The following is a 26,469-nucleotide window of genomic DNA, read 5'->3' as shown; positions in this document are numbered from 1 at the left end:
GACATTAGTTTTAGGAGGGCAATCATGAGATTAACAACTTTTGACCGTCTGCACCAGCTTACATTGATGCCGCGATTATTTCCGGTGAATTGCTATGTCTTTGAGGAAGAGGAAGGACTCATCTTAATTGATGCTGCTTTAAAAATGGCGGCAAACTCGATCATCGAATTTGCCCGTAAAAAGAACAAATCAATTCATAAGATTATTCTCACTCATAGCCATATGGATCATATCGGCGCATTAGATGAGGTGAAGAAGGCTTTTCCAGAGGCAGTTGTCTATTTATCAAAACGTGATGCACGTCTTTTTGAAGGTGACTTTTCCTTGCTCCCTGATGAACCTCAGCAAAAAATTAAAGGCAGTTTTATGAAAAATATTCATACAAAACCAGATGTACTAGTCGAAGAAGGAGATGAGATTGGGGCGCTCAAAGTGATTGCAACACCAGGGCATACACCTGGCAGCATTTCTTTATACGATGAAAGGTCAGGAGCTGTCATTGCAGGGGATGCACTTGTGACAAAAGGAGGCTTATCGGTTACGGGTGAGTTTCGGTGGAGCTTCCCGTTCCCGGCATTTGCCACATGGGATGCAGAAACCGCATTAAAAAGCGCTGAAAAATTACTAGCGCTGCGCATATCCTGTCTTGCTGCAGGACATGGTGACCTTATCATAGAGCCTCATGAAAAGCTTCAAGCTGCCGTTAAAAAAAGACAGCACCAGCTAATAAAAGGAGGGCAGTAAACCGTGTCGCCAAGAATGGGAATTACACAAGAAAAAATTATGGATACAGCGGCTGCATTTGTTGATGAAGAGGGCTTCTCCGCTTTGACTATTGCTACATTGTCTAAAAAGCTGAATATCAGGCCGCCTTCTCTTTATAATCACGTATCCGGCCTTCATGAGATTCAGGCAGCACTCGCAGTAAAGGGGCTCTCCATGCTTTGTGAGCAAGGGATGCAAGTCACAGAGGGGCTGGAAAAAGAAGAAGCTGTTTTAGCCTTTGCCAGACAATATGTGCAATTTGTCCGAACACACCCCGGTCTTTATGAAGCTGCCTTTTCACATATGAACGAAAAAGAAGTACGACTTGCAGCAGAGCGCCTTGTTCAGTTTGTTCAATCCATTATGTCACGCTTTGGTGTAAAAGAAGAAGAAATGACGCATGTCGTCAGAGGACTGAGAAGCTTACTGCACGGCTTTGGTGATATTTCTAATAAAAAGGGATTTCAACGAAAAGAACAGCTTGAAGAAAGTGTGAGCTATGCGGTTCGGCTCTATATCACAGGTGTATTGCAAAAAGAAGATCTGTCTATTTGACAGGTCTTTTTTTTACAGTGAACTGATATCATAGAAAAGCATTCCTTCTGGAACCATTTTTTTGCGAGAAAAACGAATAAAGATTTGACAGTTTTGTGAAACATGGTATGCTTATTATGTGAAATAATTCACATAGAGGAGTAGAGGCAGATGAAAAGAAAGCCTGTTTATGTGGAAACAACCATTCATGCACCTTTTGAGAAAGTATGGGAATATACGCAAAATCCAAAGCTTCATGAACAGTGGGATTTGCGATTTTCAACCATTTCATTAAATGGACCTCAAGATGAACAGCCCCAAACCTTTTTGTATGAAAAGCATCTTGGATTTGGTGTAAGTGTCACAGGGACAGGAGCATATCGAACAAGAATGATGGATGAACGGAATGAACGGGCATCCTCGCTTAAATTCAAATCGTCACACCCATTGTCTTTTATCAAAGAAGGCGGCGGCTATTGGAAATATGTGAAAACGAACGATCATATTGTGTTTCAAACGCAATTTGATTATGAACCGAAAGAAGGAAAAGGATGGGCGTGGGCAGATCGATTTCTTTTTCGCCCGATGATGGGGTTTATGACGGCCTTTAGTTTTGGCGCACTAAAGACGTGGCTTGAAAAGGGTACGCACCCTCGGTTGTTACTGGAGAGAACACTTGCCCATTATGGAATTTGTTTGCTGTTTGCCATCGTCTGGCTATGTCAAGCGGTTGTCCCTTTTTCACATTCTGCTTTTGATCATAGCACCGGATTTCGGTTGTTTTATGCCCTTATAGGCGTATCATGGCTGATACCTAAGCTATCAAAGAAATATTTGTTCATTCTTCAAAGTGTGTTTCTGCTGATGATGCTTTGTATCGGGATCCTATCCCCCAAAACGACACTCCATGAGCCGCTTGTGATGAGTGCATTTTTGATCCTATCCATTGCAGGAATGATTAATTTAAAAGATTGTATAGACGTATTTTCGATCAAACGAAAAAGGGGAGATAGACATGGTCGTTCATCGTCATCAAGTAAAGGAATACGATAAGCTTCATCCAAAATTAAAAGAGAGATACAACCGTGCGTTTACCGCTGAAGGCACTATGGAAGAAATAGGCGGCGGAACGAGGCTCATTCGATTTTTCTTCAAAATTGGTCCACTCTTTCGCTGTTTTTTCCCTGAGAGAGGAAAAAACATTCCTTTCCGGATTGTGAATAAACCCTTTATGACAAATAAGGGAGAGGAAGGCATGCACTGGTTTCGCACGTTTTATTTCCCAAAGAAGGAACGGCACTTTGATGCAGATATGATCATTGATGAGAAGAGTCATAAAGTACTAGACTATTTTGGAAAGCCTAGACTTCTTATGTCAGAGCTTCATTTTACAGTAACAAAGCATGGGTTCCTTCACATTCAATCCGGCCGGCAGAAGCTGTTGATGTTAGGACGTGAGTGGCCGCTGCCTTCATGGCTTTACGGTGTGTCAGATGTCACAGAAGGCTACGAGGAGCACGCGGGTGAGTATACCATTGATGTGCATGTGAAAAATCGACTGTTTGGGACCCTTTTTACATATAAAGGCCGGTTTACTGAAAGGGTGATGTCTCATGATGAATAAATGGCATTTGTTATCAAGCCTCGTCTTCATGTGCTGTTTTATCGCCACCCGTTTGATGACAGGTCCGGTAGCAGAGTTATTTGTACTGATAGCCATTCTGTTTTACCTTCCTGCAGTTTTAGCCTTTTTTGTAAAGGAAGAGAGTGAGAATAAGCCGGGGATACTGCTCGGCTTTTTAATGAAAGCCTTTCCATTAGCTGCTCTTTGTGCAACGGCTGCATTTATCTATCATTCTGCCTTGTTTGCATCGGGATGGTTTTTGTATACGATTCTTTTGGCGTTATATGGCTTTACTCGTTTGCTGAAAAGGGGAATCTTTCCGCTTCATGAATTGATGACGGGTGGTGCATGGATGTATCTCGCTTTGGGCGGACTGTGGTTTTGGCTCTACACGGCAGATATACAGGTGATGACCTTTTCACCAATCATCGTGCTTTTGACTGCTATTCATTTTCATTACTCGGCTTTTTTTATCCCGCTTTTCTATGGATTATTAGGGAGACATCGAAAAAAAGAGACAGCTTTATACAAAGCGGCAGGCTGGGTGATTTTGCTGTCGCCTGTGATGATTGCTGTTGGGATTAGCTTCTCTCGTCTATTTGATACGTTCAGCGTCACGCTATATGTCATTGCCCTCTATTTGTACGGTATTCTTTGTATGAAAACAAGGTTTCGATCGACTTTGGCAAAAGGGCTGGTTGTGTTTTCTAGCTGCGCGCTAATGGGGACGATCTTGCTATCTCTTCTCTATTCCGCTGGCATGCTTATGCGCGTGACCTATATCAGTATTGATCAGATGATTTGGTTGCATGGCAGTATCAATGCCTTTTTTGTTATTTTACCAGGTTTGATTGGATGGCTGATCGAAGGGCCAAAGGATCAATTGAAGCAGAAGGACTTTCCGATATCAAAAGTGCATGGCCGTTTTCATTTGATCTCTTTTCAAAAGGAAAGAATGGGTGATCGAGAGAACCTCGGTTTAGTCGATTCACTTGATGATTTAAATGGAACGACATTTTCAGCTGATAGGGTGTCACCTGTGATTCGAAGGTTTTATGAGAATCCGATGGCGTTTACGTTAAAAGCAGCAGTCTGTTTTCATTGGTGGGTGAGGCCGTTTGTTTTTTTACTTCAGCCCATGTTTAAGAAAATAGGCCAGCTCTATTTGGGGGCACCTCGTATACCTTATAAAATGAAGGGGCGTCTGACTACATTTCAACATCCGAAAGAAGGGCGAAAGAATGTCAGGGCGTGGATTCGTTATAACGAAAAAGGGGAGCAGGTCTTTTTTGCACTTTATGCTCATCATCACGATGCAGCTGCGGGCTATATGAATATTGCGCTGCCGCTTCCATATTCTCAGCTGACCGCCATTTTAAAACCTTTTAATGAAAAGGAAGACTTTCTATTAAAAAGTGCATGTCCAAAAGGCAGTACCGGTGACGAAGGATTGTATTTGCATACGCCTTTTATCACCATGAAACTGCCAATGGAAGAAAGCTTTCATATGAAGCCGGAGACAGATAAAAGTCTCACAGCGGTTCATCAAATGAAGCTATTCGGTATTCCCTTTTTAACGATTCATTATCAAATTGACAGTGGGAAGCCATCCTGTTAATCAATGATGTCACATGGTTCACCGTGCCGAATGATGTTCACAATTGCTTGCCCATCACTCGGATGATGATCTGCATACTGGACTGGCAGCAGTGCAAAAAATACATAGTAGACTGAGAAGTAAGCAAATTGATAGAAAAATTGATGTTCTGGCAGGATATCATTGGCGATCATTGTATTCAGTATGAGAACACTGAGCAGGTTGCATAATGATCCGCCTAGGTAGACAAGAATGTGCGAGAATCGGTTATTTTTCCTCATTTCTTCATAATGGCAAAATGCATCTAGAAAATAGATTCGTCTAATTTCAACAACGCCTATTTTCAATACTTTTTTGCCTCTGCCAAGAGCAAAGGAAACCTTTGCGCCAAACATCCATGCGACCATAATATGGCCAAGCTGATGCAGGATGGCAACGATAGGAAGAATGACGAAAAACGACCAGCAAAACGTCCACATATCGGATAATGTAAACAAGTGTTAACCCCTCCCTGATATATTTGGGAGGAAGCAGTAGGATTATTTGCCATTTTACTGAATTCATTTTCAGGATGCAAACATTTAATACAAGACGATAAAAACATTATGTAAACTAAAGGGTGGTTTTTGCGGTGAATCGGCTTTTTGACTCACTTTTTTACGAAATGAATGTGCTACAATGAAAAAACAATAGATGACTCTAGTAAATGAACCTACCCTTGAATGAAAAGGAGAGAATCAGATGGCAGATATTGAACAGTTTTTGGCGTTAGATATTCGTGTTGGGACGGTCATTGAAGCAGAATTCTTTGCAGAGGCAAGAGTACCTGCATTGAAACTCAAGATTGATTTTGGTGAAGAGATTGGTCTAAAGCAATCCAGTGCTCAGCTGACAAAACGTTATACGGCTGAGAGTCTTATTGGCAGACAAATCGTAGCAGTCGTCAATTTTCCGCCAAGAAGAATTGCAGGGTTCAAATCAGAAGTGCTTGTCTTAGGGGGCATGCCGTCAAAAGAAGACGTGGTTTTACTAGCCACAGATGAGCCTGTTGAAAATGGAACAAAAATAGGATAAGAAAAAAGACATCTTCCTGAGAAGATGTCTTTTGCGTATTGAGGCGGAATAACCACACGCCACATTCGTGTGTGTCTCAAGGAGACATGTTACCCGACTTACACAATTCAGCTCATCGCTTGATAAATATAGCATGGGATGAGCTGAATTGCAACCATTAAATGATTCACTTCAGTTTTTCACGTCATTTCAGCCGGAAAAATGACAAGAAATCAATTATTTGGATTATTTTTTCAAAAAATATTGAAAAGTCAGATCAGATTTTATAAAATGAATTCATCTTAGTTTGTTTAGCCGATAAACTAAGATGAATTCCAAGTGATAATCCGGCCATTAAAGGGGATGATTCCGTCATTCAAATCATTTGCTGTGTATGTGGGCTAAGCTGAAAGGATCAGATGTTCAGCTTCATTTTTACAACAAATTGAAAGCGCTTTATATTCTTTGCATTGACTGCTGCTGCCCTCTATCATCTGTTCGTTAGAAGAGGCTAAGAGAAGAAGGGAGAAAGCTCATGGTAAGTGAGAATTTAAAAAAGATTCGTATGTCTGAAAAAGTGGGATATGCTTCAGGAGATTTCGCATGTAACTTAATTTATGCAACTGTCTCTACGTATCTATTATTTTTTTATACAGATGTGTATGGTTTATCAGCGGCGGCAGCAGGGACGATGTTTTTAGTTGTCCGCGCCATTGATGCGCTTGCAGATCCGTTTATTGGTGCATTGGTGGATCGAACGAACAGCCGTTTTGGCAGGTTTAGACCTTACTTGTTATTCGGTGCGTTTCCTTTTGTAGTACTTGCTATCCTTTGCTTTACAACACCTGATCTTTCTGAAATGGGTAAACTCGTTTATGCCTACATCACGTATGTTGGTTTATCGCTTACATACACATTCATCAATGTTCCTTATGGTGCTTTAACATCAGCAATGACAAGAAATAACCAAGAGGTTGTCAGTATTACGTCTGTTCGTATGCTTTTTGCTAATCTCGGAGGTCTAGTTGTTGCTTTTTTTGTTCCTTTTCTTGCGACTTTTTTGAGTGATAAAACAGGAAATACAGCCCTCGGCTGGCAGATGACGATGGCTTTTCTCGGCGTTCTTGGCGGTGCATTACTTATTTTCTGTTTTAAAAGCACGAATGAACGTGTCACGCTTCAAAAGCCGGAGGAAAAAATTAAGTTCAGTGATATCTTTGTGCAGTTACGTGTCAATCGTCCGCTTGTTGTATTAAGCATTTTCTTTATTATTATTTTTGGCGTGAACTCGATCAGTAACTCTGTTGGGATCTATTATGTGACGTATAACCTCGGCAGAGAAGATTTAGTGAAATGGTACGGACTCATTGGCAGTCTGCCAGCATTAATGGTGCTGCCGTTTATTCCAAAACTGCACAAGCTGTTAGGAAAGAAAAAGCTGCTGAATTATTCATTATTGCTGAATATTGTAGGTCTTCTTGCATTACTTGTGATACCGCCGAGTCAAATCACTTTAATACTTGTTTTCAGGCTCGTCGCAGCTGCAGGGAGTATTACAGCCGGTGCTTACATGTGGGCGCTCATTCCTGAAACTGTTGAATATGGCGAATATAAAACAGGAAAAAGAATGGGGGGGCTCATCTATGCCATCATCGGATTTTTCTTTAAATTTGGGATGGCATTAGGCGGGATTGTGCCAGGGCTTGTACTCGATCGCTTTGGCTATGTTGCGAACCAAATGCAAACACCAGAAGCTTTACTGGGCATTTTAATCACGACAACGGTGATTCCTGTATGCTTACTGATTTTAGCGATGGTGGATATTAATTTTTATAACCTAGACGAAGAAAAACATAAAAAAGTCGTACGGGAGCTTGAGAATAGAGACAAAGTGTATATCGATCATATGGACGATTTTAAAATGTAGGTCTCTGAAAGAGGAGGAAGTTCAATGAAGATTACCAATCCAGTGCTCAAAGGGTTTAACCCTGATCCAAGTATTTGCCGTGTAGGAGAAGATTATTATATGGCTGTCTCTACATTTGAATGGTTTCCAGGGGTGCAAATTTATCATTCAAAGGATCTCGTCCATTGGCGCCTTGCTGCGCGTCCTTTGCAAAAAGCGTCGCAGCTGGATATGAAGGGAAATCCTGATTCTGGCGGGGTATGGGCGCCGTGCTTAAGCTATGCTGATGGGCAGTTTTGGCTTATTTATTCAGATATCAAAGTAGTGGATGGCCCATTTAAAGACGGTCATAATTATTTGGTCACGGCAAGTGAGGTGGACGGCGATTGGAGTGAACCGATCCGGCTCAACAGCTCCGGCTTTGATCCATCTTTATTCCATGATCACAGCGGGAAGAAATACGTCTTAAATATGCTGTGGGATCATAGGGAAAAGCATCATTCGTTTGCAGGTATTGCCTTGCAGGAATATAGTGTGGCAGAAAAGAAGCTCATCGGTCAAAGGAAGGTCATTTTTAAAGGCACACCGATTAAACTGACAGAAGCGCCGCATCTGTATCATATTGGTGACTACTACTATTTATTAACGGCAGAAGGAGGTACCCGGTATGAGCATGCAGCAACGATTGCCCGGTCCTCGCATATTGAAGGGCCTTATGAGGTTCATCCTGATAACCCGATTTTAAGTGCCTTCCACGCGCCTGAACATCCGCTTCAAAAATGCGGGCATGCATCAATCGTTCAAACGCATACAAATGAATGGTATCTCGCTCATCTCACTGGCCGCCCGATTCAATCAAGCAAGGAATCTATTTTTCAACAGAGAGGGTGGTGCCCTTTAGGAAGAGAAACAGCGATACAAAAGCTTGAATGGAAGGATGGCTGGCCTTATGTTGTAGGCGGAAAAGAGGGGACGCTAGAGGTTGAAGCGCCAAAGATCGAAGAAAAGGTTTTTGCACCAACCTATCATACAGTCGATGAATTTAAAGATTCAACACTAAATAGACACTTTCAAACATTAAGAATTCCGTTTACCGATCAGATTGGTTCGTTAACGGAGAAACCTCAGCATTTAAGGTTATTCGGCCGCGAATCTTTAACGTCTAAGTTTACCCAAGCATTTGTTGCAAGACGCTGGCAAAGCTTTTATTTTGAAGCAGAGACAGCTGTTTCGTTCTTCCCAGAAAACTTTCAGCAATCAGCTGGTCTTGTGAATTATTATAATACGGAAAACTGGACAGCACTCCAGGTGACATATGATGAGGAACTTGGCCGCACGCTTGAACTATCTGTCTGTCAAAACCTTGCCTTTTCTCAGCCATTGACACATAAAATCATCATTCCTGACGAGGTCACTTATGTCTATTTAAAAGTGACCGTTCGAAAAGAGACATATAAATATTCTTATTCATTTGATCAAAAAGAGTGGAAGGAAATTGATGTACCGCTTGAATCCATCCATTTATCCGATGATTTCATTCGAGGTGGGGGGTTTTTTACAGGGGCATTTGTCGGTATGCAGTGCCAAGATACTAGCGGCGAGCGTCTTCCTGCTGATTTTCACTATTTTCGCTATGAGGAAACAGACGAATAAAAAAGACAACTCGCTACGAGCTGCCTCTTTTTGAAAAATATATAGATCAGGTTGTGAGGGTGGCATCTTGCAGAAAAGCTTCTATGACAAGGGATGTCATCCCCAATACTGGTGCATTGTGTCCTAATGATGAAGGGAGCAGCTCTACATGTGAGCTGAATTGCGTATCCATTCGCGAGGATACCTCCTCCTCAATTACATGTAGAACCGCCTGATGTGATTCGATCACTTTGTTTCTTAAAATAATGGCTTGCGGGTTAAAGGTATGCAGGACGTTTGTGAGACCGACCCCAAGGTAAAAACCAAAGTTGCGCAGGGCATTGAGCGTTTTCATATCATTTAACTTGGCCAGCTGTTCCAGGTCTTGATGGGAGATGTGCTGATCATCTGTTTGAAGAGACTGAAACAAGGCTTTCTCAGAAGCATACAATTCCCAGCATCCACGGTTCCCGCAGCTGCATGTCGGTCCGTTAAAATCGATTGTCATATGTCCCATTTCACCAGAAAAGCCGTACGCCCCTCTGTATAAATGATGATCGATGATGATTCCGATCCCGATGCCAGTGCCGATACTTGCATAGATCAAATGGTCATAATGTTTAGCGGCACCAAAGATTTTTTCACCATATGCACCGGCATTTGCTTCATTTTCAATGAAGATCGGTACTTGGAATGTGTCTTGGAGCGTGGTTTTCAGATCAACATTTTTCCATTTTGAATGAGGCGTAAACACGATTTGTTCACCTGCATCCACTAAACCATGTATGCATAGGCCAATGCCAATGAGCCCGTATGGGGAAGAGGGCATTTGTGTGATGAGCTGCTGTATTAATTCAATTAATTTACGTATTGTGACCTCAGGAGAGCTGGGTGGGAGCTTGATCTGCTCTTCGTAAAGAATAGACCCTTCAAGGTCAGTTAATATGCCATTGACGTAATCAACGCCGACATCGATTCCGATGGAACAGCCAGCACGTTTATTAAACATCAGTAAAACCGGTCTTCTCCCGCCGCTAGACTCACCTTGACCGATTTCATAGACAAGATGTTCTTTCATTAACGTACTTACTTGAGAGGAAACAGTCGATTTATTTAATCCAGTGCGTTCAGATAATTTTGCTCTCGAAATGGGCGCATGCTGGAGTATTTCTTTTAATAATAGTTTTTGATTTATTTTTTTTACAAAGTTCTGATCAGCGATATCCACGTTATCCACTCCATTTGTTTCGTCTTTAGATTAAGTTGAGAAGAGCTGCTTTTTTTCACATGTACTTAGTAAGAAAGATGATTTTAACTTTATTATAACGAAAATATTTCTAAAAAACTAAAAAATATGGAAAATTCAAAGTGAGTTTCTCATAGATTGATCATTAGTTTGTTGAATCAACTTACAAAGTGTACTCAGGAGGAATGAAGAATGACCAAATCAAATATGAAAACGTTATACAGCTTAGAAGGAATCGGCAAAATTCAATATGAAGGAAAACAATCAAAAAATCCACTCGCCTTTCAATACTATAATCCAAGCGAAGTGATTGGCGGAAAAACAATGAAAGACCACCTGCGTTTTTCAGTCGCTTATTGGCATACATTAACTGCTGATGGAACAGACATGTTTGGAACTGGCACGATGCAAAGAGCGTGGGATTCTTATAGCGGAATGGATTTAGCAAAAGCTAGATTGGAAGTCGCTTTTCAGCTTTTTGACCTATTGGATGTTCCGTATTTTTCATTCCATGACCGTGATATCGCGCCAGAGGGGGAGACGCTTCAAGAGACCAATCAACAATTAGACATTATTTTAGAAAGAATGAAAGAATACATGAAGCAAAGCGGAGTAAAGCTGCTGTGGAACACGGCCAATATGTTCAAGCATCCTAGATTTGTACACGGCGCTGCGACATCTTGTCATGCAGATGTCTTTGCCTATGCGGCCGCACAGGTCAAAAAAGGCATTGAAACCGCCAAAGAACTCGGTGCAGAAAATTATGTTTTCTGGGGTGGACGAGAAGGGTACGATACGCTGCTCAATACAGATATGAAAAGAGAGCTTGATCATATGGCGGCTTTCTTGCATATGGCTGTTGATTATGCAAAAGAAATTGGGTACACTGGCCAATTTTTAATCGAACCAAAGCCAAAGGAGCCAACCACTCATCAATACGACACAGATGCAGCGACATCCATCGCCTTTTTAAAACAATACGGATTAGATTCCCATTTTAAATTAAATATTGAGGCCAATCATGCGACACTGGCCGGCCATACGTTTGAGCATGAATTACGTGTCGCAAGAATTCATGGGCTGCTCGGTTCTGTTGATGCAAACCAAGGCAATTCGCTTCTTGGATGGGATACAGATGAATTTCCAACCGATCTGTATGCGACAACTCTTGCCATGTATGAAATTCTGCAAAATGGCGGTCTAGGGTCTGGCGGTCTTAATTTTGATGCAAAAGTGAGAAGAGCTTCCTTTGAACTTGAAGATATTTTATATGCCCATATTGCCGGGATGGATGCATTCGCAAAAGGACTGCGCGTCGCTCATAGACTCATAGAAGACCGTGTGTTTGAGGATGTCATAAAGCACCGGTATCGCAGCTTTTCTGAAGGAATTGGACGTGATATTTCAGAAGGAAAGGCAAACTTTCATACATTAGAAGAATATGCGCTGAAACATCCTTTGATCAGAAACGAATCGGGAAGAGAGGAACAGCTGAAAGCCCGTTTAAATCAATACTTGTTAGAAGATTAATTGAAGGGGCTGACCTGTTTTGAAGGAGTGAAAACATGAAATATGTGATGGGAATTGATCTTGGCACGAGCGGGGTCAAGGCGATATTAGTGGATGAGAGCGGGAAGGTGTGCTGCGAAGCCTCTAAGCCGTACCGCCTCATTCAAGAGAAGCCTGGATATTGTGAGCAGCACCCCGAGGATTGGGTAAGGCAGACAATGGCTGTGATGAAAGAACTGATGGCAAAGCAGCCTGTTCATTCAAGACAAGTAGAAGGCATCAGCTTTTCCGGCCAGATGCATGGATTAGTTCTATTAAATGAATCTCACGAAGTGCTCCGCCCTGCAATTTTATGGAATGATACACGAACGACAGCACAATGTGCACACATTACCAAAAAGCTGGGAGACCGGCTGCAAAAGATCACAAAAAACCAGGCGTTAGAAGGATTTACACTGCCAAAATTATTATGGGTAAAGGAACATGAACCACATATTGATCAGCAAATCGACATGTTTTTACTCCCAAAAGATTATGTCAGATTTCGTTTAACTGGCGCTGTCCATATTGATTATTCTGATGCGGCTGGCACTTTGCTGTTAAATATCGGTGAACAGACGTGGAGTGAGGAGATTTGTCAGGCATTTGATATTTCTCCTCATATTTGCCCGCCGCTTGTCACATCAGAGGCGGAGGTTGGTACACTTTTGCCGCACATTGCACGTGATGTTGGGATGAAAGAAGGCGCGAAGGTTTTTGCCGGCGGGGCAGATAATGCTTGCGGAGCAATTGGTGCTGGCATCTTGTCCTCTGACCGCACGTTATGCAGCATCGGCACATCTGGGGTCATTCTCTCCTACGAAGAGGATCATGAAAGGGAGCTTCAAGGGAATTTACATTTGTTTCATCATGCAAAAAAAGACGCTTTTTACACAATGGGTGTCACCCTTTCAGCAGGATATAGCCTGAACTGGGCAAAACACTTACTGGCTCCTGAGGAATCGTTCCAATCACTTTTAGAAGGTGCGGCTCATGTAGCGCCAGGAGCGAAAGGATTGCTCTTTACTCCCTATTTAGTCGGGGAAAGAACACCTCATGCGGATTCGACCATTCGCGCAAGCTTGATTGGATTAGACAGCAGGCATGAAAGGGCACATGTTGTCAGAGCTGTGTTAGAGGGGATTACCTTTTCGCTAAATGAATCTATCGCATTATTCCGGCAGGCAGGAAAAAACATAGATTCTATTGTGTCCATTGGCGGCGGAGCGAGAAGCCGGACTTGGCTTCAAATGCAAGCAGACATTTTTCAGGCTGAAGTCATCCAGTTAGACAATGAACAAGGGCCTGCTTTAGGTGCAGCCATGCTTGCTGCGGCTGGATGCGGATGGTATCCGTCACTTGAAGTATGTGCACATCAGTTGATCCATCAAGCTGCTGTTTATGAGCCAAATCAGCCGCACGCAGAAGTATATGCCGATCTATTTCATTTGTACCAAAGGATTTATACACACACAAAAGACATCCATGCCGGGTTAAATCAGTTTCGTTCCATCTAGCAGAAAGGGCTGCATGAAAGGAGGTGATGGGTTTTTCATCTTAGGGATGACAGAACAATACGGATGAAAAAAGGAGAGGGATGGAAAATGAATTTGAAAAGATTGAGGCTGTTGTTTGTGATGTGTATTGGATTTGTGCTGACACTGACGGCTGTGCCAGCTCATGCGGAAACGATTTATGATAATAGAATAGGCACACACAGCGGATACGATTTTGAATTATGGAAGGATTACGGAAATACCTCGATGACACTCAATAACGGCGGGGCATTTAGTGCAAGCTGGAACAATATCGGAAATGCCTTATTTCGAAAAGGAAAGAAGTTTGATTCCACTAAAACTCATCATCAACTTGGCAACATCTCCATCAACTACAACGCAGCCTTTAATCCGGGCGGGAATTCCTATTTATGTGTCTATGGCTGGACACAATCTCCATTAGCTGAATACTACATTGTTGAGTCATGGGGCACATATCGTCCAACAGGGACGTATAAAGGATCATTTTATGCCGATGGAGGCACATATGACATATATGAAACGCTCCGTGTCAATCAGCCTTCTATCATTGGAGACGCTACCTTTAAACAATATTGGAGTGTACGTCAAACAAAACGCACAAGCGGAACTGTCTCTGTCAGTGAGCATTTTAAAAAATGGGAAAGCTTAGGCATGCCAATGGGAAAAATGTATGAAACAGCATTAACTGTAGAAGGCTACCGAAGCAACGGAAGTGCGAATGTCATGACGAATCAGCTGATGATTCGATAAAAGCATATGAAAAAAGCCAGCAAAAAATGGCTGGCTTTTTTCTATGATAATTTTTCAACTTCCACTCTGCCAGAAAAGAACGTCGCGCCGCCTCCCATATCTGCCAATCGATCAGGTGTTAACCCATTCACTAAATGCTTTTTGCCTTTTTGATCTGCCCATAATCCTTGACTGACCACAACACCAGATAATACATTTTGACCGACTGACACGACAAGCTCACACTCTCCTCGGTCGTTTAGCACACGCACCATGTCACCATCTTCAATTTTTCTTTCCTTTGCATCCTGTTCATTCATGTGAAGCTTCGGAAATTTCTCAAGCTTTTGATGCTTTTCATGAAGTGAGAAGGTGGAATTCAGAAAATTATGGTTCGGTCCCGGTATAAAGGTAAGCGGATAATTGCTCTCCTGATAAAGGGGCACATAGGTTGGAAGTGCTGGATACCCGTCTTTTTTCATTTGTTCAGAATAAAGCTCAATTTTCCCGCTTGGGGTTTGAAGCTTTAATTCCTGGAAAGGTCCACGTTTCGCTTTGATCCATTTCTTTTCTTTTAATGCTTCGTATGAAATGTCCTCATAATGCGGATTTTCTGGATGATGAAGAGCTTGTTCCATCAGTTCAGCATCTGTCTCGCGAAAGGCTTCATCTTCAAAGCCCATCGCATGGGCTAACAGGCGGAATACTTCAGTATTGGATTTGCTTTCTCCGTAGCGTTCTATCACTGGCTCCTGAATTTGAATATAATGATGCCAGTATGATGTATAGAAATCCTCGTTTTCAAAGGCTGATGTCGCCGGCAGGACAATGTCTGCATACGCCGCTGTTTCTGTCAGGAATAAATCATGAACCACTGTAAATAAGTCCTCTCTCAGCAAACCTTCTCTGACTTTATTCGCTTCAGGTGTTACAACCGCTGGGTTGCACGAGTAGATAAAGAGAGAATCAACGGAAGGCTCTGCGCTTGTCAGCACGCTGCCCAGCTGATTCATATTAAAGGATCTAGGCGTGCGTTCTTTTAATAAATCCGGCCGCTGAAGGGCTGTTTCATTATAGCTGAGAAAAGAAGAGTTTGATTTCATCGCTCCGCCGCCTTTGTGCAGCCATTGACCAGTCAGGGCAGGGAGGCAGGAGATGGTTCTAATACTCATCCCGCCATTATCATGGTGCTGTAAACCATTCCCAATGCGAATGAGAGAGGGTGATGTCTCAGCGTACATTCTCGCAAGTGTAATGATGTCATCCCTCGGGACACCTGTGATGCGCTCAACTGTGTCTGGATCATACTGCTTTACATGCTCGCGCAGATCCTTATGGCCGACCGTGTAAGCCTCTAAAAATGCTTCATCTGTACGTTCCTCTTTAAAAAGGACGTGCATGATGCCAAGGGCAAGCGCACTGTCAGTACCAGGCCGAAGCGGAATGAACCAATCTGCCATCCGGCCGGTTTGGTTCTTGTGAACATCAATTACAACAATCTTCGCTCCTTGCTTTCGTGCTTTTTGTGCCAAGGTAATTTGGTGCATATTGGTCGATACGGCATTGATGCCCCAAAAGATAAATAGTTTCGTATGAATGGTGTCTTCAGGATCTGTCCCAATGCTTGCACCCATTGTATATTTATAACCAGTCGTTCCCGCAGACTGACAGATCGTTCGGTCTAACTGACTTGAACCAAGACGATAAAAAAAGCGGCGGTCCATTCCTTCTGCGTTGAGATTGCCCATGTTTCCATAGAAGCTGTAAGGCAGAATGCTTTCTGGTCCTTTTTCTTCGATCAGCTTTGTCCATTTTTGCCGAATGGTTTCAATGGCTTCTTCCCACGTAATTGGTGCAAACTGACCTTCGCCTTTTTGGCCAACACGTTTTAAAGGAGTGGTCAGTCTTTTTTCATCATATAAACGGGCTGTGACATTACGCACTTTGTTGCATATGTTTCCTTGTGTGACAGGGTGGTCCGGATCTCCCTGCACTTTCACGATCTTTCCATTTTCTTTATGTATTAAAAGACCGCACTGATCCGGGCAATCTAACGAACAAACTGATTTGAATATTCCGTCTTTCATCGCTGTATAATCGGTCATGAGTTTTCGGCTTCCTTTCTGCATTCCGTTATCACTTTGTATGGATTTTATTTTAGCATGTTCGGAGAAGGAAGGTAAGAAAGAGATGATGAATTGAAGAAAATGAAAAAAAGCCCCTGAAAAGGGACTTTTAAAAACGGGTGACTTGTACAGGAAATTCTTTTACCCCAAAAACAAACGTGCTTTGTATAGGTTTTAGCTGATCTGCCACGCAGGTGATGTCTTGAAACGTATGGAGTAAAACGTCAAGCGCAATGTTGCTTTCAAGCCGGGCAAGCGGTGCACCGAGACAAAAATGAATGCCAAACCCAAAGCTCATATGCGGATTTGATTTCCGGTCAAGCCGGAACGTGTCTGGATCTTCAAACTTCTGTTCATCCCGATTTGCTGAAGCAACCCAGCTGATGAGGTAGTCTCCTTTTTCAATGTGCGCGCCTGCAATTTCAACATCCTCTGCGGCGATTCGGCCAATGGCTTGAACAGGCGGATAATACCGCAGCGTTTCCTCAGTCAATTGAGGAATAAGAGAGGGGTCCTGCCGAACTGATTCAGCAATATGCGGCTGCTCTGTCAGTAGTCGTACGGCATTGGTTATTAAATTGGTCGTTGTCTCATTGCCTGCAACGAGTAATAGAATACAAAAGCCAAGCAGTTCATTCTCGGTTAAACGCTCTCCATCAATTTCTGCTTGAATGAGAAGCGAGATCAAGTCATTAGCAGGTGTTTCTTTTCTTTTTTTGATCAAATGAGCAAAATAAACGGACAGCTCCTCTTCAGCACGTTTCTGCATATCTACTACAGCCTGAATAGCTTCTTTTGATTCATCCTTAGCACCTGCCACAAGGGCATCAGAATGTTTTTTAATCAGCTCTCTGTCCTGAACCTCTGCACCGAGAAGCTCAGCAATGATCATCACTGGCAGGGGAGCTGCTAAATCTTGCACAATATCAAACGTACGTTGATCCTTGACTTGATTTAATAGATCATGTGTCAGGTCTTTGATCTTATCTTCTAATTGCTTGATCGCTTTTGGGGTGAATGCTTTATTCACAAGCGCTCTCATCTTTGTATGTTTTGGAGGATCCATCGTTAAAATACTTGTTTTAGACGTGCTTCTTCCTCGCTGTGAAGAGAACACTTTAGGCTGCTTTAGAACAGACTGGATATCCGCATATCGAAAGAGATCCCAGCACTTTCTTGTCTCATCATATCTAATATCACTCTCTGCACGCAGCTCATTGTAAATAGGGAATGGGAAAAGAAGGTCATCGGTAGAACGGATTTCTTTCATTGGAATCACATTGACATAGTTTTCTTTCACTTTCATTATGAACGCTCCTTTTTCACATGATTTCTCTTTCACGGTATCACCAGTAAAATATCATTTCAACGGACATGTTTTCTAAAATATGTCAATAGTCTAATCGAAAGATTCAAGCACATTCACCATATAGGAAAATAGAAAGTCATTAAAATGAGAGCGCTTTCTAAAAATAGAATTGAAGTCACCGAAACCAAAAATAAAATGGTGAATCAAGTCGAACGAAAGGGTCCTATGATTCAAATGATCATAGTTCTTTTGATCTAAATCACTGTATTTGAAAAACACGGCTAACATACTTGCAGCAAGCTGCCGGCCATGCATTCGGGACTTTTGAAAAGCGCTGGCTCTTTCTTGACACGATTTCTCATCATGTTACGATTACTAACGTGCGAAAAACACGAACAAAAAGCGAACAAGGGAGAGGATCAATATCATTGATCAAAAGAAAGTTGCTTTCATTGGAGCAGGTTCTATGGCGGAAGGAATGATTGCAGGGATTGTGCGATCAGGACAGATGCCGCTAGGCCAAATTTACGCAACAAACAGACAAAATCAACTTCGATTGAATGAACTAACGAAACGATACGGAATCCAAACAGCCGCAATGGATTCATTTCCTTTTGAAGAAATGGATATGTTGATCCTGGCCATGAAGCCAAAGGATGCTGAAGCAGCCCTTGAATCATTAAAACCTCGTATTCAGCCAGATCAGCTCATCATGTCTGTCCTTGCAGGTGTTAAGCTATCGTATATTGAAGACATGCTGCATGAAGGCCAGCCTGTTATGAGGGTTATGCCAAATACCTCAAGTACGATCGGGGCATCAGCGACTGCTTTATCTGCTGGACGTTACGTGAAAAACGACCATATGAGTATAAGCCAGGCTCTTTTATCTGAAATGGGCGAAGTCTATACCATTCAGGAAGAGCAAATGGATATTTTCACTGGAATTGCTGGAAGCGGACCCGCCTACTTTTATTTCTTAATGGAAAGAATCGAAGAAGCAGGAGAAGAGGCAGGTTTATCAAAGGAATTGTCTCGCCAAATTGGCGCGCAGACACTCCTCGGTGCGGCAAAAATGCTGCAAGAAACAGAGGAAAATCCTTCTGTCTTAAGAGAGAAAATTACGTCACCAAATGGAACAACTGCTGCAGGACTCAATGCATTAGATGATTTTGGCGGAGGAGAAGCGATCAAGCAGGCTGTCAAACATGCCGCCAATCGATCAAAAGAGATAAGCAATCAGCAAAAACAAAAAGTATCTATATAAATAGAGCTCAGGTACAGGAGTGATTAGGTGTACGCAGATAAAGAGAGAAAACGAATTGTTGTGAAAATCGGAAGCAGCTCTCTTACTAGCTTTCAAGGTGAGATTAGTTTGAAAAAACTAGAAAACCTCGTCAATCAAATTGTGAAACTCAAAGATGAAGGACACGAAGTCATTTTGGTTTCATCTGGTGCGGTTGCAGCTGGTTACCGAAAACTAGGATTTATTGATAGACCCAAAACACTGCCGGAAAAGCAGGCATCTGCCTCAATTGGGCAAGGGCTTTTAATGGAATCATATTCTACTTTATTTTTATCACACGGTTATATTGCCTCACAGCTCTTAATCACAAGAAGTGATTTTTCTGATGAAACGCGCTATCAAAATGTGCGTAACACAATGAACGTGTTATTGGATCGAGGCATCATCCCAATTATTAATGAGAATGATACAGTGACGATCAATCGGTTGAAGTTTGGAGACAACGATACATTGTCTGCAAAAGTAGCTGGACTCATTGATGCGGATTTCCTTGCCATTTTATCTGATATTGATGGCTTGTATGAAGATAATCCTCATACTAATCCAAATGCGAAGAGAATTCTCGAAGTGACAGACATCACAGAAGACATCGAAGCAGCTGCTGGAGACGCAGGGAGCAGCGTAGGTACAGGCGGAATGAAATCAAAGCTCGATGCCTTTAAAATATCAATGGCCGCAGGGATCAACGGCTTTTTAGGAAAAGCAGATACGCCTGGCATTTTAGACAAAGCGATCAATGGGACAGAGGACGGCACTTATTTTACCGCTGACGAAAATGTAGCGCCGCTCAATTATAAGAAGCAGTGGATTGCCTTTCATTCTGGGCCAAAGGGTGAGATCGTGGTTCAAGAGAAAACACAGGAATTCCTCATGCACCGAGAGGGAAGCCTTGATTCTGATGGGATTGTCAATGTGAAAGGTTCGTTTAAAAAAGGCGATGTGGTCCGTATTTTAGATCAAGATGGAAGAGAAATAGGGCTTGGTATTGTGAATTATGCGTCAGATGAACTCGCACGTAAGAGTGACTTGTTACAAGATGAAATCGTGCATGTCGTCGATCTTGAAGCATTTGTTTGTCATTTAGATTTATCGATACCAGTTTGTTAACCAAAAGGGAGGAATTCCATGACACTGACAGCTGAAGTTGTCACATCGGTCAAAGAAAAAGCGAAAAAAGCAAAGCATGTTTCAAAAAAACTAAGTTTACTTCAGACAGAGGAAAAAAATGACGCGCTTCTTAAAATGGCAGAAGCATTAGAGCAAAACAGCCGCTTCATTTTACAGGAGAATCAAAAAGATTTAAATGCCGGGAAAGAAAAGGGCTTCTCAGAGGCACTCTTGGATCGATTACTGTTAAATGAAGAAAGAATTCATGAGTTTGCTGAAAGTTTGCGGCTTGTGACGAGATTAACAGATCCTGTTGGAGAAATATTGGATGAATGGACTCTTGATAACGGCTTACACGTGAAAAGCCGAAGAGTACCGCTCGGCGTGATCGGGATGATCTATGAAGCGAGACCGAACGTCACTGTCGATGCAGCAGGCCTTGCCCTTAAGGCAGGCAACTCAGTGATTTTAAAAGGCGGTTCCTCCGCTATTTCTTCCAACAAAGCCATTGTCAGTGTGATCCATGAAGCATTGGATCAAACAAAGATTCCTCGTGATGCGGTGCAATTGATTGAACAAACAGACCGTTCATCGGTTCAGGCGATGTTTCAACTAAAAGAATGGATCGATGTTTTAATTCCGCGAGGCGGAGCTTCGTTAATCAAAACAGTGGTGGAAGAATCCACTATCCCAGTGCTTGAAACAGGGACAGGAAACTGTCATGTCTATATTGATCAAACCGCGAATGTGAAAAAAGCCATTGAGATTGTGATCAATGCGAAAACGAATCGCCCGGCCGTATGTAATGCACTTGAGACGCTGATTATTCATCGCGATTGGCTGAAAGAGAATGCAGCCTCATTAAATGAAGCTTTGCAGGAGCATCGTGTCACTGTACATGGCGACCAGGCAGCAGAGTCTTACTTTTCAAACGCGGTTCCTGCTGAAGAAGTGGATTGGACAGATGAGTATTTAAGTCTGGATCTTGCAGTAAAGGTAGTCGATTCAATTGAGGAAGCAATCAGCCATATCGATCAATACGGCACAAAACATTCAGAAGCCATCGTGACAGAAGATGAAAAAAATGCACTCACGTTTCTAAACGAAGTCGATGCGGCGGCTGTTTATCATAACGCATCGACTCGCTTTACAGACGGCGGCGCACTTGGCTATGGAGCTGAAATCGGCATCTCTACTCAAAAACTGCACGCAAGAGGGCCAATGGGACTTCCTGCACTCACGACAACTAAGCTGCTTCTGTGTGGTGACGGTCAGATTAGAAGCTAGAAAGATTGAAGAAACACTACCTTTTTATGAGGTAGTGTTTTTAACATTATTTTAAAGAAATACACGTTATCCTACGTTTGCACAATTTTTCTTCATGACCTTCTCAAATTTAAAAAATTCAAATTCCTCAGGTGCTAAAGGTTCATTGCCTTGATCTGTTTCATGAGGTGTGTTTGGATCTGGATGGTGTAAGTGATAAAATTCAACTATTTGAAAGCCGCACTTATTGACATAAAAATGAATGTTGCGTTTTTCAAAGTATGGAGTCACAACCTCCCATATAATCGTTTCTGGATATTGCGCCTCGATGGCTTTCCATGCTGCCTGACCAATGCCCCGGCCGTGAAAGGATGATGAAATGTATAGCAAATCAACCGAGTTGTGATGTGTCTCTTGGTTGATTTTGATCACAACGCCGCCTGCCTTTTCATCATTTAGCATAATATGATAAACAATGTGTTCATTTGAATGAAAAGATTCATCAATCACTTCATCTGGAGGAATTGGCCCACCATGCGCATCGCCAAATGCATCGATCACGCCAGCTGTAAAAGCTTTCTGAAGCTCTTTTTTCATTGAAGGGAAGTCCTCTTTATTTGCTTGTGCTAATGTTACTTCATGTTGAGTTATTTTGTTCATTTTTTTATCCTTTCCATGCGTAGTTTGTTTCTGCATGTTATGATAAAGGATGGAGTTACTCCATAGTCAAGAAAGGAGCCTTCATCATGATCAATGATGTGCAAAAAACGTTTTTCACTGGAGAATTTGCCAAGCTATTTGATGTCAAAAAAGATACGCTTCTGTATTATGATAAAATCGATTTATTTAAGCCGGCTGGTGTTCACGAAAATGGATACCGTTACTATACACTTGAGCAATTTGACCATTTTATTGCGATTCAATCGTTGCGGGCTGTTCAATTTCCGATCAATGAGTTAAAACAATATTTCACAGAACCTTCCCGCGAAAGACTGCAAAGCCTAGCGGCCGACCAAATAAAAAAGGTCAAACAAGAGATTGAAAAACTTCAAGACATCCAGGCTTTTCTTATGCGGGTGATGGAGACGACACATGAATTAGCAACTGTGAAAATAGGGGAGGTCCTGTTTCAAGAGCTGCCAGAAGAACCCGTTGTACTAAGTGCATCAAACCCGATCGACTTCAATACACCTGTAGAAGAAATATCACGTATTGTAGGGGAATTTTTAAAGGGAGTTGGTATAAAAGGGGCTGCGGCAAATGGTTCTGTCTTAAAAAAGGAGCAGTTCCGTAAGCGGCACTATCATCAGTCAGATCAGCTGTTCTGCCGAATGGATGGCCCGGGGGCAGTTAAAAAACCTGGCGGGCTCTATGCGGTGATGTATAATCAAGGAACATTTGATGAGATCGAATCTGCTTATTCGCATTTGTTAGATGAAATTGAGAAAGAGGGCATGATGCTGGATGGAGATGTATTTGAGGAGTATTTACTTCATTCGCTCATGTCTAAAGATGAAGCAGAGTATATAACGAAGCTCAGTGTAAAAGTGAAGAAGCGAACAGATGACAATTGAAAAGAGGATAGACAGCATGTGACATGCGTGTGTCTATCCTCTTTTTTGATGTTATCCCACTTGATTTTCGGCAAATTGACTCATATATAAGTCTGCATAGAAGCCTTTTTGTTTTAAAAGTTCGCTGTGCGATCCTTTTTCAATGATGCTTCCATCCTTCATGACTAGAATAAGGTCTGCATCCTTAATCGTTGAAAGTCTGTGTGCAATCACGAAGCTCGTTCTGCCTTTCATCAATTCATTCATTGCTTTTTGAATATGCATCTCTGTCCGTGTATCCACACTGCTTGTTGCTTCATCTAATATCAAGATCTTTGGATCAGATAAAATGGCACGGGCGATGGTTAACAGCTGGCGCTGACCTTGAGACAGGTTGCCTGCATCTTCTGTTAACAGTGTGTCATATCCATCTGGAAGCGTGCGGATGAAATCATCTGCATAGGCATGTTTGGCGGCTTTAATGACATCCTCCTTGGAAACGTGCTGCCTGCCATAGGCAATGTTGTCGTAAATCGTTCCTTCAAAGAGCCACGTATCTTGAAGAACCATTGCAAATAAGTCTCGTACTTGCTGACGGCTGAGGTCAGTTGTTTTGACACCGCCAATGCGTATGGAGCCTTGATCTAATTCGTAAAAACGCATTAAAAGATTAATGATGGTCGTTTTTCCTGCGCCTGTTGGTCCGACAATGGCAACCGTCTGTCCTTCTTGCACATCTAAATTCAAATCTTTAATAATCGGATGATCTTTTTCATATCCGAATTGAACTTGTTCAAAGCTCACATCGCCTGAGAGTGATGCAAGATCAATTGCCGCATCTTCTTCGGTACTTTCTTCTTCCTCATCGAGAATTTCAAAGACCCTTTCAGCAGAAGCGATCGCCGATTGAACTAAGTTTGCGACACTTGATGCTTGCACAAGAGGTTGAGACATTTGCTGTGTGTATTGGATAAACGCCTGCACATCCCCGACACGAATATTCCCGTTAATGACTAGAATCCCGCCGGCTACACTGACTGCCACATAGCCAAGGTTCCCGATAAAAGTCATCATTGGCATCATTAAACCAGAAATGAACTGCGCTTTCCTTGAGGATTCATACAGCTTTTCATTTAATTCATCAAATGTATCGATTGCTTTCTTTTCGTAGCCATACGCACGAACTGTCTGATGTCCTGTGAACATCTCATTAATATGTCCATTGATCGTGCCAAGCTCTTTTTGCTGCGCTTTAAAATGCTTTTGAGAAAATGACGTAATGCCGCGAATCGCAAACAGGCTGAGTGGCAGCGTCAAACAAACAAGCAACGTAAGCAGCGGACTGATGAAGAGCATCATGACGACAATCCCAATGACTGTAATCACAGAAGTAATCACTTGGGTGAGCGCCTGCTGAAGCGATGTATTAATATTATCGATATCATTCATCACACGGCTTAGTGTGTCGCCGTGGGTTGTTTTATCAAAATAACGAAGGGGGAGACGTGTGAGCTTGTCATTTGCTTCCTGCCGTAATTCAGCAATGGTCTGTTGAGAGACACCAGCCATGACATATTGCTGAACGAATGAAAAGAGGGAAGCAACGACGTACAGCACGACAAGCAGCAAAAGAATCCGTGAAATGACATCAAATTGAACGCCTGTTCCATTCGTAAAGCTGTCAAATAAGGAAGAGGTGGCATCCCCAAGCAGCTTTGGACTAATGACGTTAAAGACAGTTGAACCAATCGCTGCAATAAGGACGATGATCAGCTGAAATTTCCTTGGTTTTAAATAGCCTGTCAAACGAAGCAGTGTTTTCTTAAATTCCTTCGGTTTTGCGACTGGCCCTTTAGGGTGGCCGCCTTTATGGCCCATGCCGGAAGACATTTTCTTACTCATCCTCGCTCACCTCCTGACCTTCCTGAGATGCGACAATCTCTTGGTATACAAGATTGTCCTTTATTAATTGTTCATGTGTTCCGATACCTGCGATTTTCCCTTCATCAAGTACAATGATTTTATCACTATGCTTCACTGTGCTGATTCGTTGAGCCACAATGATGAGGGCTGCATGAGCTTTTTCTGCTTCTAATGATGCCCGCAGCTTCGCATCTGTTTTGTAATCAAGTGCTGAAAAGCTATCGTCAAACAGATAGAATGATGGTCTTCTCACTAGCGCCCTTGCAATGGAAAGCCGCTGCTTTTGGCCGCCGGATAGATTGGAACCACCTTGATCAATTTCTGCATCAATTCCGCCATCTTTTTGCAAAACAAATTCTTCGGCCTGCGCAGTTCGCAGCGCCTGCCAGACGTCTTCATTGCTTGCATCCTGCTTGCCAAAGCGTACATTCTCGGCAATGGTTCCGCTGAATAAAACAGCTTTTTGAGAGACATAGCCCATCTGGTTTCTCAGTTTCTCCTGAGGCAGCTCTCTAATGTCTACACCATCTAGTGTAATCCGGCCTTCTGTCACTTCATAAAAGCGCGTCATCAGCTGGAGAAGCGTTGTTTTCCCAGAACCCGTACTTCCGATGATGGCTGTCGTTTCACCAGTTTTGGCTTCAAACGTGATGCCTTGAACGGCCGGTTTCTCAGCATTTGAGTAATAAAATGACACATCCTCAAATCGAATGGATTGAGCGGGCTCGTGAAGCTCAGTCATAGACTCTTCTTTGTCTTTAATCTTTGGTTCCATGTTTAACACTTCATTCATGCGTTTAGCTGACGCTTGTGCTCTTGGGACCATAATAAAGCTCATCGACAGCATAATAAGTGCCATTAAAATCATCATCGCATATTGAATGAAGGCAATAAGATTCCCAACTTCCATTTCTCCGGCATCAATTCGGTTTGCACCAAGCCAGACAATACCAATATTCGTGAAGTTCATGATGATCAGCATAAATGGAAACAAGTAAGCCATTAATCGGTTGACTTTAAGACCAGTGTCCTTATAGGACGTGTTTGCTTCTTGGAATCGCTCCTTTTCATCATCCACACGGTTAAAGGCACGAATGACCCGGATGCCTGAAAGAGATTCCCGCATAATTAAATTCAGCCGGTCTGTTTTTTTCTGAAGCTGGCCAAATAGAGGGATGGCTTTTCTTGACACCAAATAGATAAATCCGCCAAGAAGGGGGAGAGCTGCTAAAAAGATAAGAGACAGGACAGCATCCCTGGAAACAGCCAAAATAATTCCGCCCACAAGCATGAGCGGGGCCCGCGTCATCATTTGTAAAATCATGATCGTCACATCTTGGACTTGTTTCACATCATTTGTTGATCTAGTAATAAAGGAAGATGTGCCGATCTTTTGAAATTCTTCTAATGAAAATTGTTCGACATGCACAAACAGCTGTCTTCTCATATCACGGCCGAAGCCAAGTGCTGTCTTTGATGACAAGTAAGACTTCCAAATGGTGAGCAAAATGGCGAGTAAAGAACAAGCCACCATCCAGCCGCCAACCTTCCATATGTAAGCAATATCTCCCTGGACGATACCGACATCAACGATATCTGCTGTTAACGTCGGTAAATACAGCTGGAGCATACTGCTTAAAAAAGTGAGAATGACAATGGACACAACGGACAGCCGATACGGCTTTAAAAACGATAAAATTGATTTCATAC

At 42.4% G+C, this 26,469-nt stretch carries 22 protein-coding genes; 15 read left to right on the top strand and 7 right to left on the bottom strand.

Going from position 1 to position 26,469, the window contains the following annotated elements; translation table 11 throughout:
• The first annotated feature begins 24 nt into the window (after window positions 1-24).
• The 5 genes from BAE31_RS18120 to BAE31_RS18100 all read left to right on the top strand — a co-directional run bounded on the left by BAE31_RS18120 (window position 25) and on the right by BAE31_RS18100 (window position 4,541).
• Entirely contained in the window at window positions 25-744 is a 720-nt protein-coding gene (locus BAE31_RS18120) for an MBL fold metallo-hydrolase (RefSeq protein WP_076841063.1), read from the top strand.
• Between the two features lie 3 nt (window positions 745-747).
• Window positions 748-1,320 carry a TetR/AcrR family transcriptional regulator gene (locus BAE31_RS18115; protein ID WP_076841062.1) on the top strand — a complete coding sequence of 191 codons (573 nt, stop codon included), beginning with the start codon at window positions 748-750 and terminating at the stop codon, window positions 1,318-1,320.
• A 150-nt stretch (window positions 1,321-1,470) separates the two neighbouring features.
• A complete protein-coding gene (locus BAE31_RS18110; RefSeq protein ID WP_076841061.1) occupies window positions 1,471-2,352 on the top strand; it encodes a hypothetical protein in 882 nt (293 codons plus the stop codon).
• On the top strand, window positions 2,315-2,923 hold the full coding sequence (locus tag BAE31_RS18105; RefSeq protein WP_076841060.1) for a DUF4166 domain-containing protein: 609 nt from the start codon (window positions 2,315-2,317) through the stop codon (window positions 2,921-2,923). The genes BAE31_RS18110 and BAE31_RS18105 overlap by 38 nt, the downstream gene beginning before the upstream one ends.
• The gene (locus tag BAE31_RS18100) at window positions 2,916-4,541 is read left to right on the top strand and encodes a YndJ family protein (RefSeq protein WP_076841096.1); all 1,626 of its coding nucleotides are present in this window, start codon (window positions 2,916-2,918) and stop codon (window positions 4,539-4,541) included. Before BAE31_RS18105 ends, BAE31_RS18100 begins: the two co-directional genes overlap by 8 nt.
• On the opposite strand, the gene BAE31_RS18095 is transcribed toward BAE31_RS18100, so the two are convergent.
• A complete protein-coding gene (locus tag BAE31_RS18095; RefSeq protein ID WP_024422662.1) occupies window positions 4,538-5,017 on the bottom strand; it encodes a hypothetical protein in 480 nt (159 codons plus the stop codon). The two genes, BAE31_RS18100 and BAE31_RS18095, sit on opposite strands and share 4 nt — an antisense overlap.
• Before the next feature lie 244 nt (window positions 5,018-5,261).
• On the opposite strand from BAE31_RS18095, the gene csaA reads away from it, so the two are divergent.
• The 3 genes from csaA to BAE31_RS18080 all read left to right on the top strand — a co-directional run bounded on the left by csaA (window position 5,262) and on the right by BAE31_RS18080 (window position 9,132).
• Window positions 5,262-5,594, top strand: a complete 333-nt coding sequence (csaA, locus tag BAE31_RS18090; protein WP_076841059.1) for a chaperone CsaA — start codon at window positions 5,262-5,264, stop codon at window positions 5,592-5,594.
• 514 nt (window positions 5,595-6,108) lie between these two features.
• Complete coding sequence (locus BAE31_RS18085) at window positions 6,109-7,500, top strand: MFS transporter (RefSeq protein ID WP_076841058.1); 1,392 nt, start codon at window positions 6,109-6,111, stop codon at window positions 7,498-7,500.
• 24 nt (window positions 7,501-7,524) lie between these two features.
• The gene (locus BAE31_RS18080) at window positions 7,525-9,132 is read left to right on the top strand and encodes a glycoside hydrolase family 43 protein (protein WP_076841057.1); all 1,608 of its coding nucleotides are present in this window, start codon (window positions 7,525-7,527) and stop codon (window positions 9,130-9,132) included.
• Between the two features lie 46 nt (window positions 9,133-9,178).
• Here BAE31_RS18080 and xylR read toward each other — a convergent pair whose 3' ends face one another.
• Window positions 9,179-10,339 (bottom strand): transcriptional repressor XylR, encoded by a 1,161-nt coding sequence (gene xylR / locus BAE31_RS18075; RefSeq protein WP_024428358.1) that lies wholly within the window; start codon window positions 10,337-10,339, stop codon window positions 9,179-9,181.
• Window positions 10,340-10,549: 210 nt separating this feature from the next.
• On the opposite strand from xylR, the gene xylA reads away from it, so the two are divergent.
• From xylA to BAE31_RS18060, 3 genes are all read left to right on the top strand, one after another.
• On the top strand, window positions 10,550-11,887 hold the full coding sequence (gene xylA / locus BAE31_RS18070) for a xylose isomerase (RefSeq protein WP_024428359.1): 1,338 nt from the start codon (window positions 10,550-10,552) through the stop codon (window positions 11,885-11,887).
• 35 nt (window positions 11,888-11,922) lie between these two features.
• The gene (gene xylB, locus BAE31_RS18065) at window positions 11,923-13,422 is read left to right on the top strand and encodes a xylulokinase (RefSeq protein WP_076841056.1); all 1,500 of its coding nucleotides are present in this window, start codon (window positions 11,923-11,925) and stop codon (window positions 13,420-13,422) included.
• Window positions 13,423-13,509: 87 nt separating this feature from the next.
• Window positions 13,510-14,193 carry a glycoside hydrolase family 11 protein gene (locus tag BAE31_RS18060; RefSeq protein WP_024422656.1) on the top strand — a complete coding sequence of 228 codons (684 nt, stop codon included), beginning with the start codon at window positions 13,510-13,512 and terminating at the stop codon, window positions 14,191-14,193.
• A 41-nt stretch (window positions 14,194-14,234) separates the two neighbouring features.
• Here BAE31_RS18060 and BAE31_RS18055 read toward each other — a convergent pair whose 3' ends face one another.
• Window positions 14,235-16,277, bottom strand: coding sequence for a molybdopterin oxidoreductase family protein (locus BAE31_RS18055; RefSeq protein WP_076841095.1), 2,043 nt, complete (start codon window positions 16,275-16,277; stop codon window positions 14,235-14,237).
• 130 nt (window positions 16,278-16,407) lie between these two features.
• The gene (locus BAE31_RS18050; RefSeq protein ID WP_076841055.1) at window positions 16,408-17,604 is read right to left on the bottom strand and encodes a cytochrome P450; all 1,197 of its coding nucleotides are present in this window, start codon (window positions 17,602-17,604) and stop codon (window positions 16,408-16,410) included.
• A gap of 469 nt (window positions 17,605-18,073) precedes the next feature.
• On the opposite strand from BAE31_RS18050, the gene proC reads away from it, so the two are divergent.
• From proC to BAE31_RS18030, 3 genes are read left to right on the top strand one after another with little or no spacing between them, the layout of a single operon-like run.
• A complete protein-coding gene (proC, locus tag BAE31_RS18040; protein WP_041117669.1) occupies window positions 18,074-18,871 on the top strand; it encodes a pyrroline-5-carboxylate reductase in 798 nt (265 codons plus the stop codon).
• Window positions 18,872-18,898: 27 nt separating this feature from the next.
• Window positions 18,899-20,017, top strand: a complete 1,119-nt coding sequence (proB, locus tag BAE31_RS18035) for a glutamate 5-kinase (RefSeq protein WP_041109421.1) — start codon at window positions 18,899-18,901, stop codon at window positions 20,015-20,017.
• 18 nt (window positions 20,018-20,035) lie between these two features.
• Window positions 20,036-21,304, top strand: coding sequence for a glutamate-5-semialdehyde dehydrogenase (locus BAE31_RS18030; protein ID WP_076841052.1), 1,269 nt, complete (start codon window positions 20,036-20,038; stop codon window positions 21,302-21,304).
• 66 nt (window positions 21,305-21,370) lie between these two features.
• Here the strand turns inward: BAE31_RS18030 and BAE31_RS18025 are convergent, their stop codons facing one another.
• The gene (locus BAE31_RS18025; RefSeq protein WP_076841094.1) at window positions 21,371-21,943 is read right to left on the bottom strand and encodes a GNAT family N-acetyltransferase; all 573 of its coding nucleotides are present in this window, start codon (window positions 21,941-21,943) and stop codon (window positions 21,371-21,373) included.
• An 86-nt stretch (window positions 21,944-22,029) separates the two neighbouring features.
• Here BAE31_RS18025 and BAE31_RS18020 point away from each other — a divergent pair, with 86 nt between their 5' ends.
• On the top strand, window positions 22,030-22,857 hold the full coding sequence (locus tag BAE31_RS18020) for a MerR family transcriptional regulator (protein WP_076841051.1): 828 nt from the start codon (window positions 22,030-22,032) through the stop codon (window positions 22,855-22,857).
• A gap of 51 nt (window positions 22,858-22,908) precedes the next feature.
• Here the strand turns inward: BAE31_RS18020 and BAE31_RS18015 are convergent, their stop codons facing one another.
• Together BAE31_RS18015 and BAE31_RS18010 are read right to left on the bottom strand one after the other, a co-directional pair.
• Window positions 22,909-24,738: an ABC transporter ATP-binding protein gene (locus BAE31_RS18015; protein WP_076841050.1), complete on the bottom strand. Its 1,830-nt coding sequence runs from the start codon at window positions 24,736-24,738 to the stop codon at window positions 22,909-22,911.
• Complete coding sequence (locus BAE31_RS18010) at window positions 24,731-26,467, bottom strand: ABC transporter ATP-binding protein (protein WP_076841049.1); 1,737 nt, start codon at window positions 26,465-26,467, stop codon at window positions 24,731-24,733. Before BAE31_RS18010 ends, BAE31_RS18015 begins: the two co-directional genes overlap by 8 nt.
• Window positions 26,468-26,469: the final 2 nt, after the last annotated feature.

It is taken from the genome of Bacillus sp. I-2 (assembly GCF_001974945.1).
Lineage (GTDB): Bacteria > Bacillota > Bacilli > Bacillales > Bacillaceae > Bacillus > Bacillus safensis.
The sequence above is the reverse complement of the archived record's forward strand: the minus strand, read 5'-3'. Positions and strand labels throughout refer to the sequence as shown.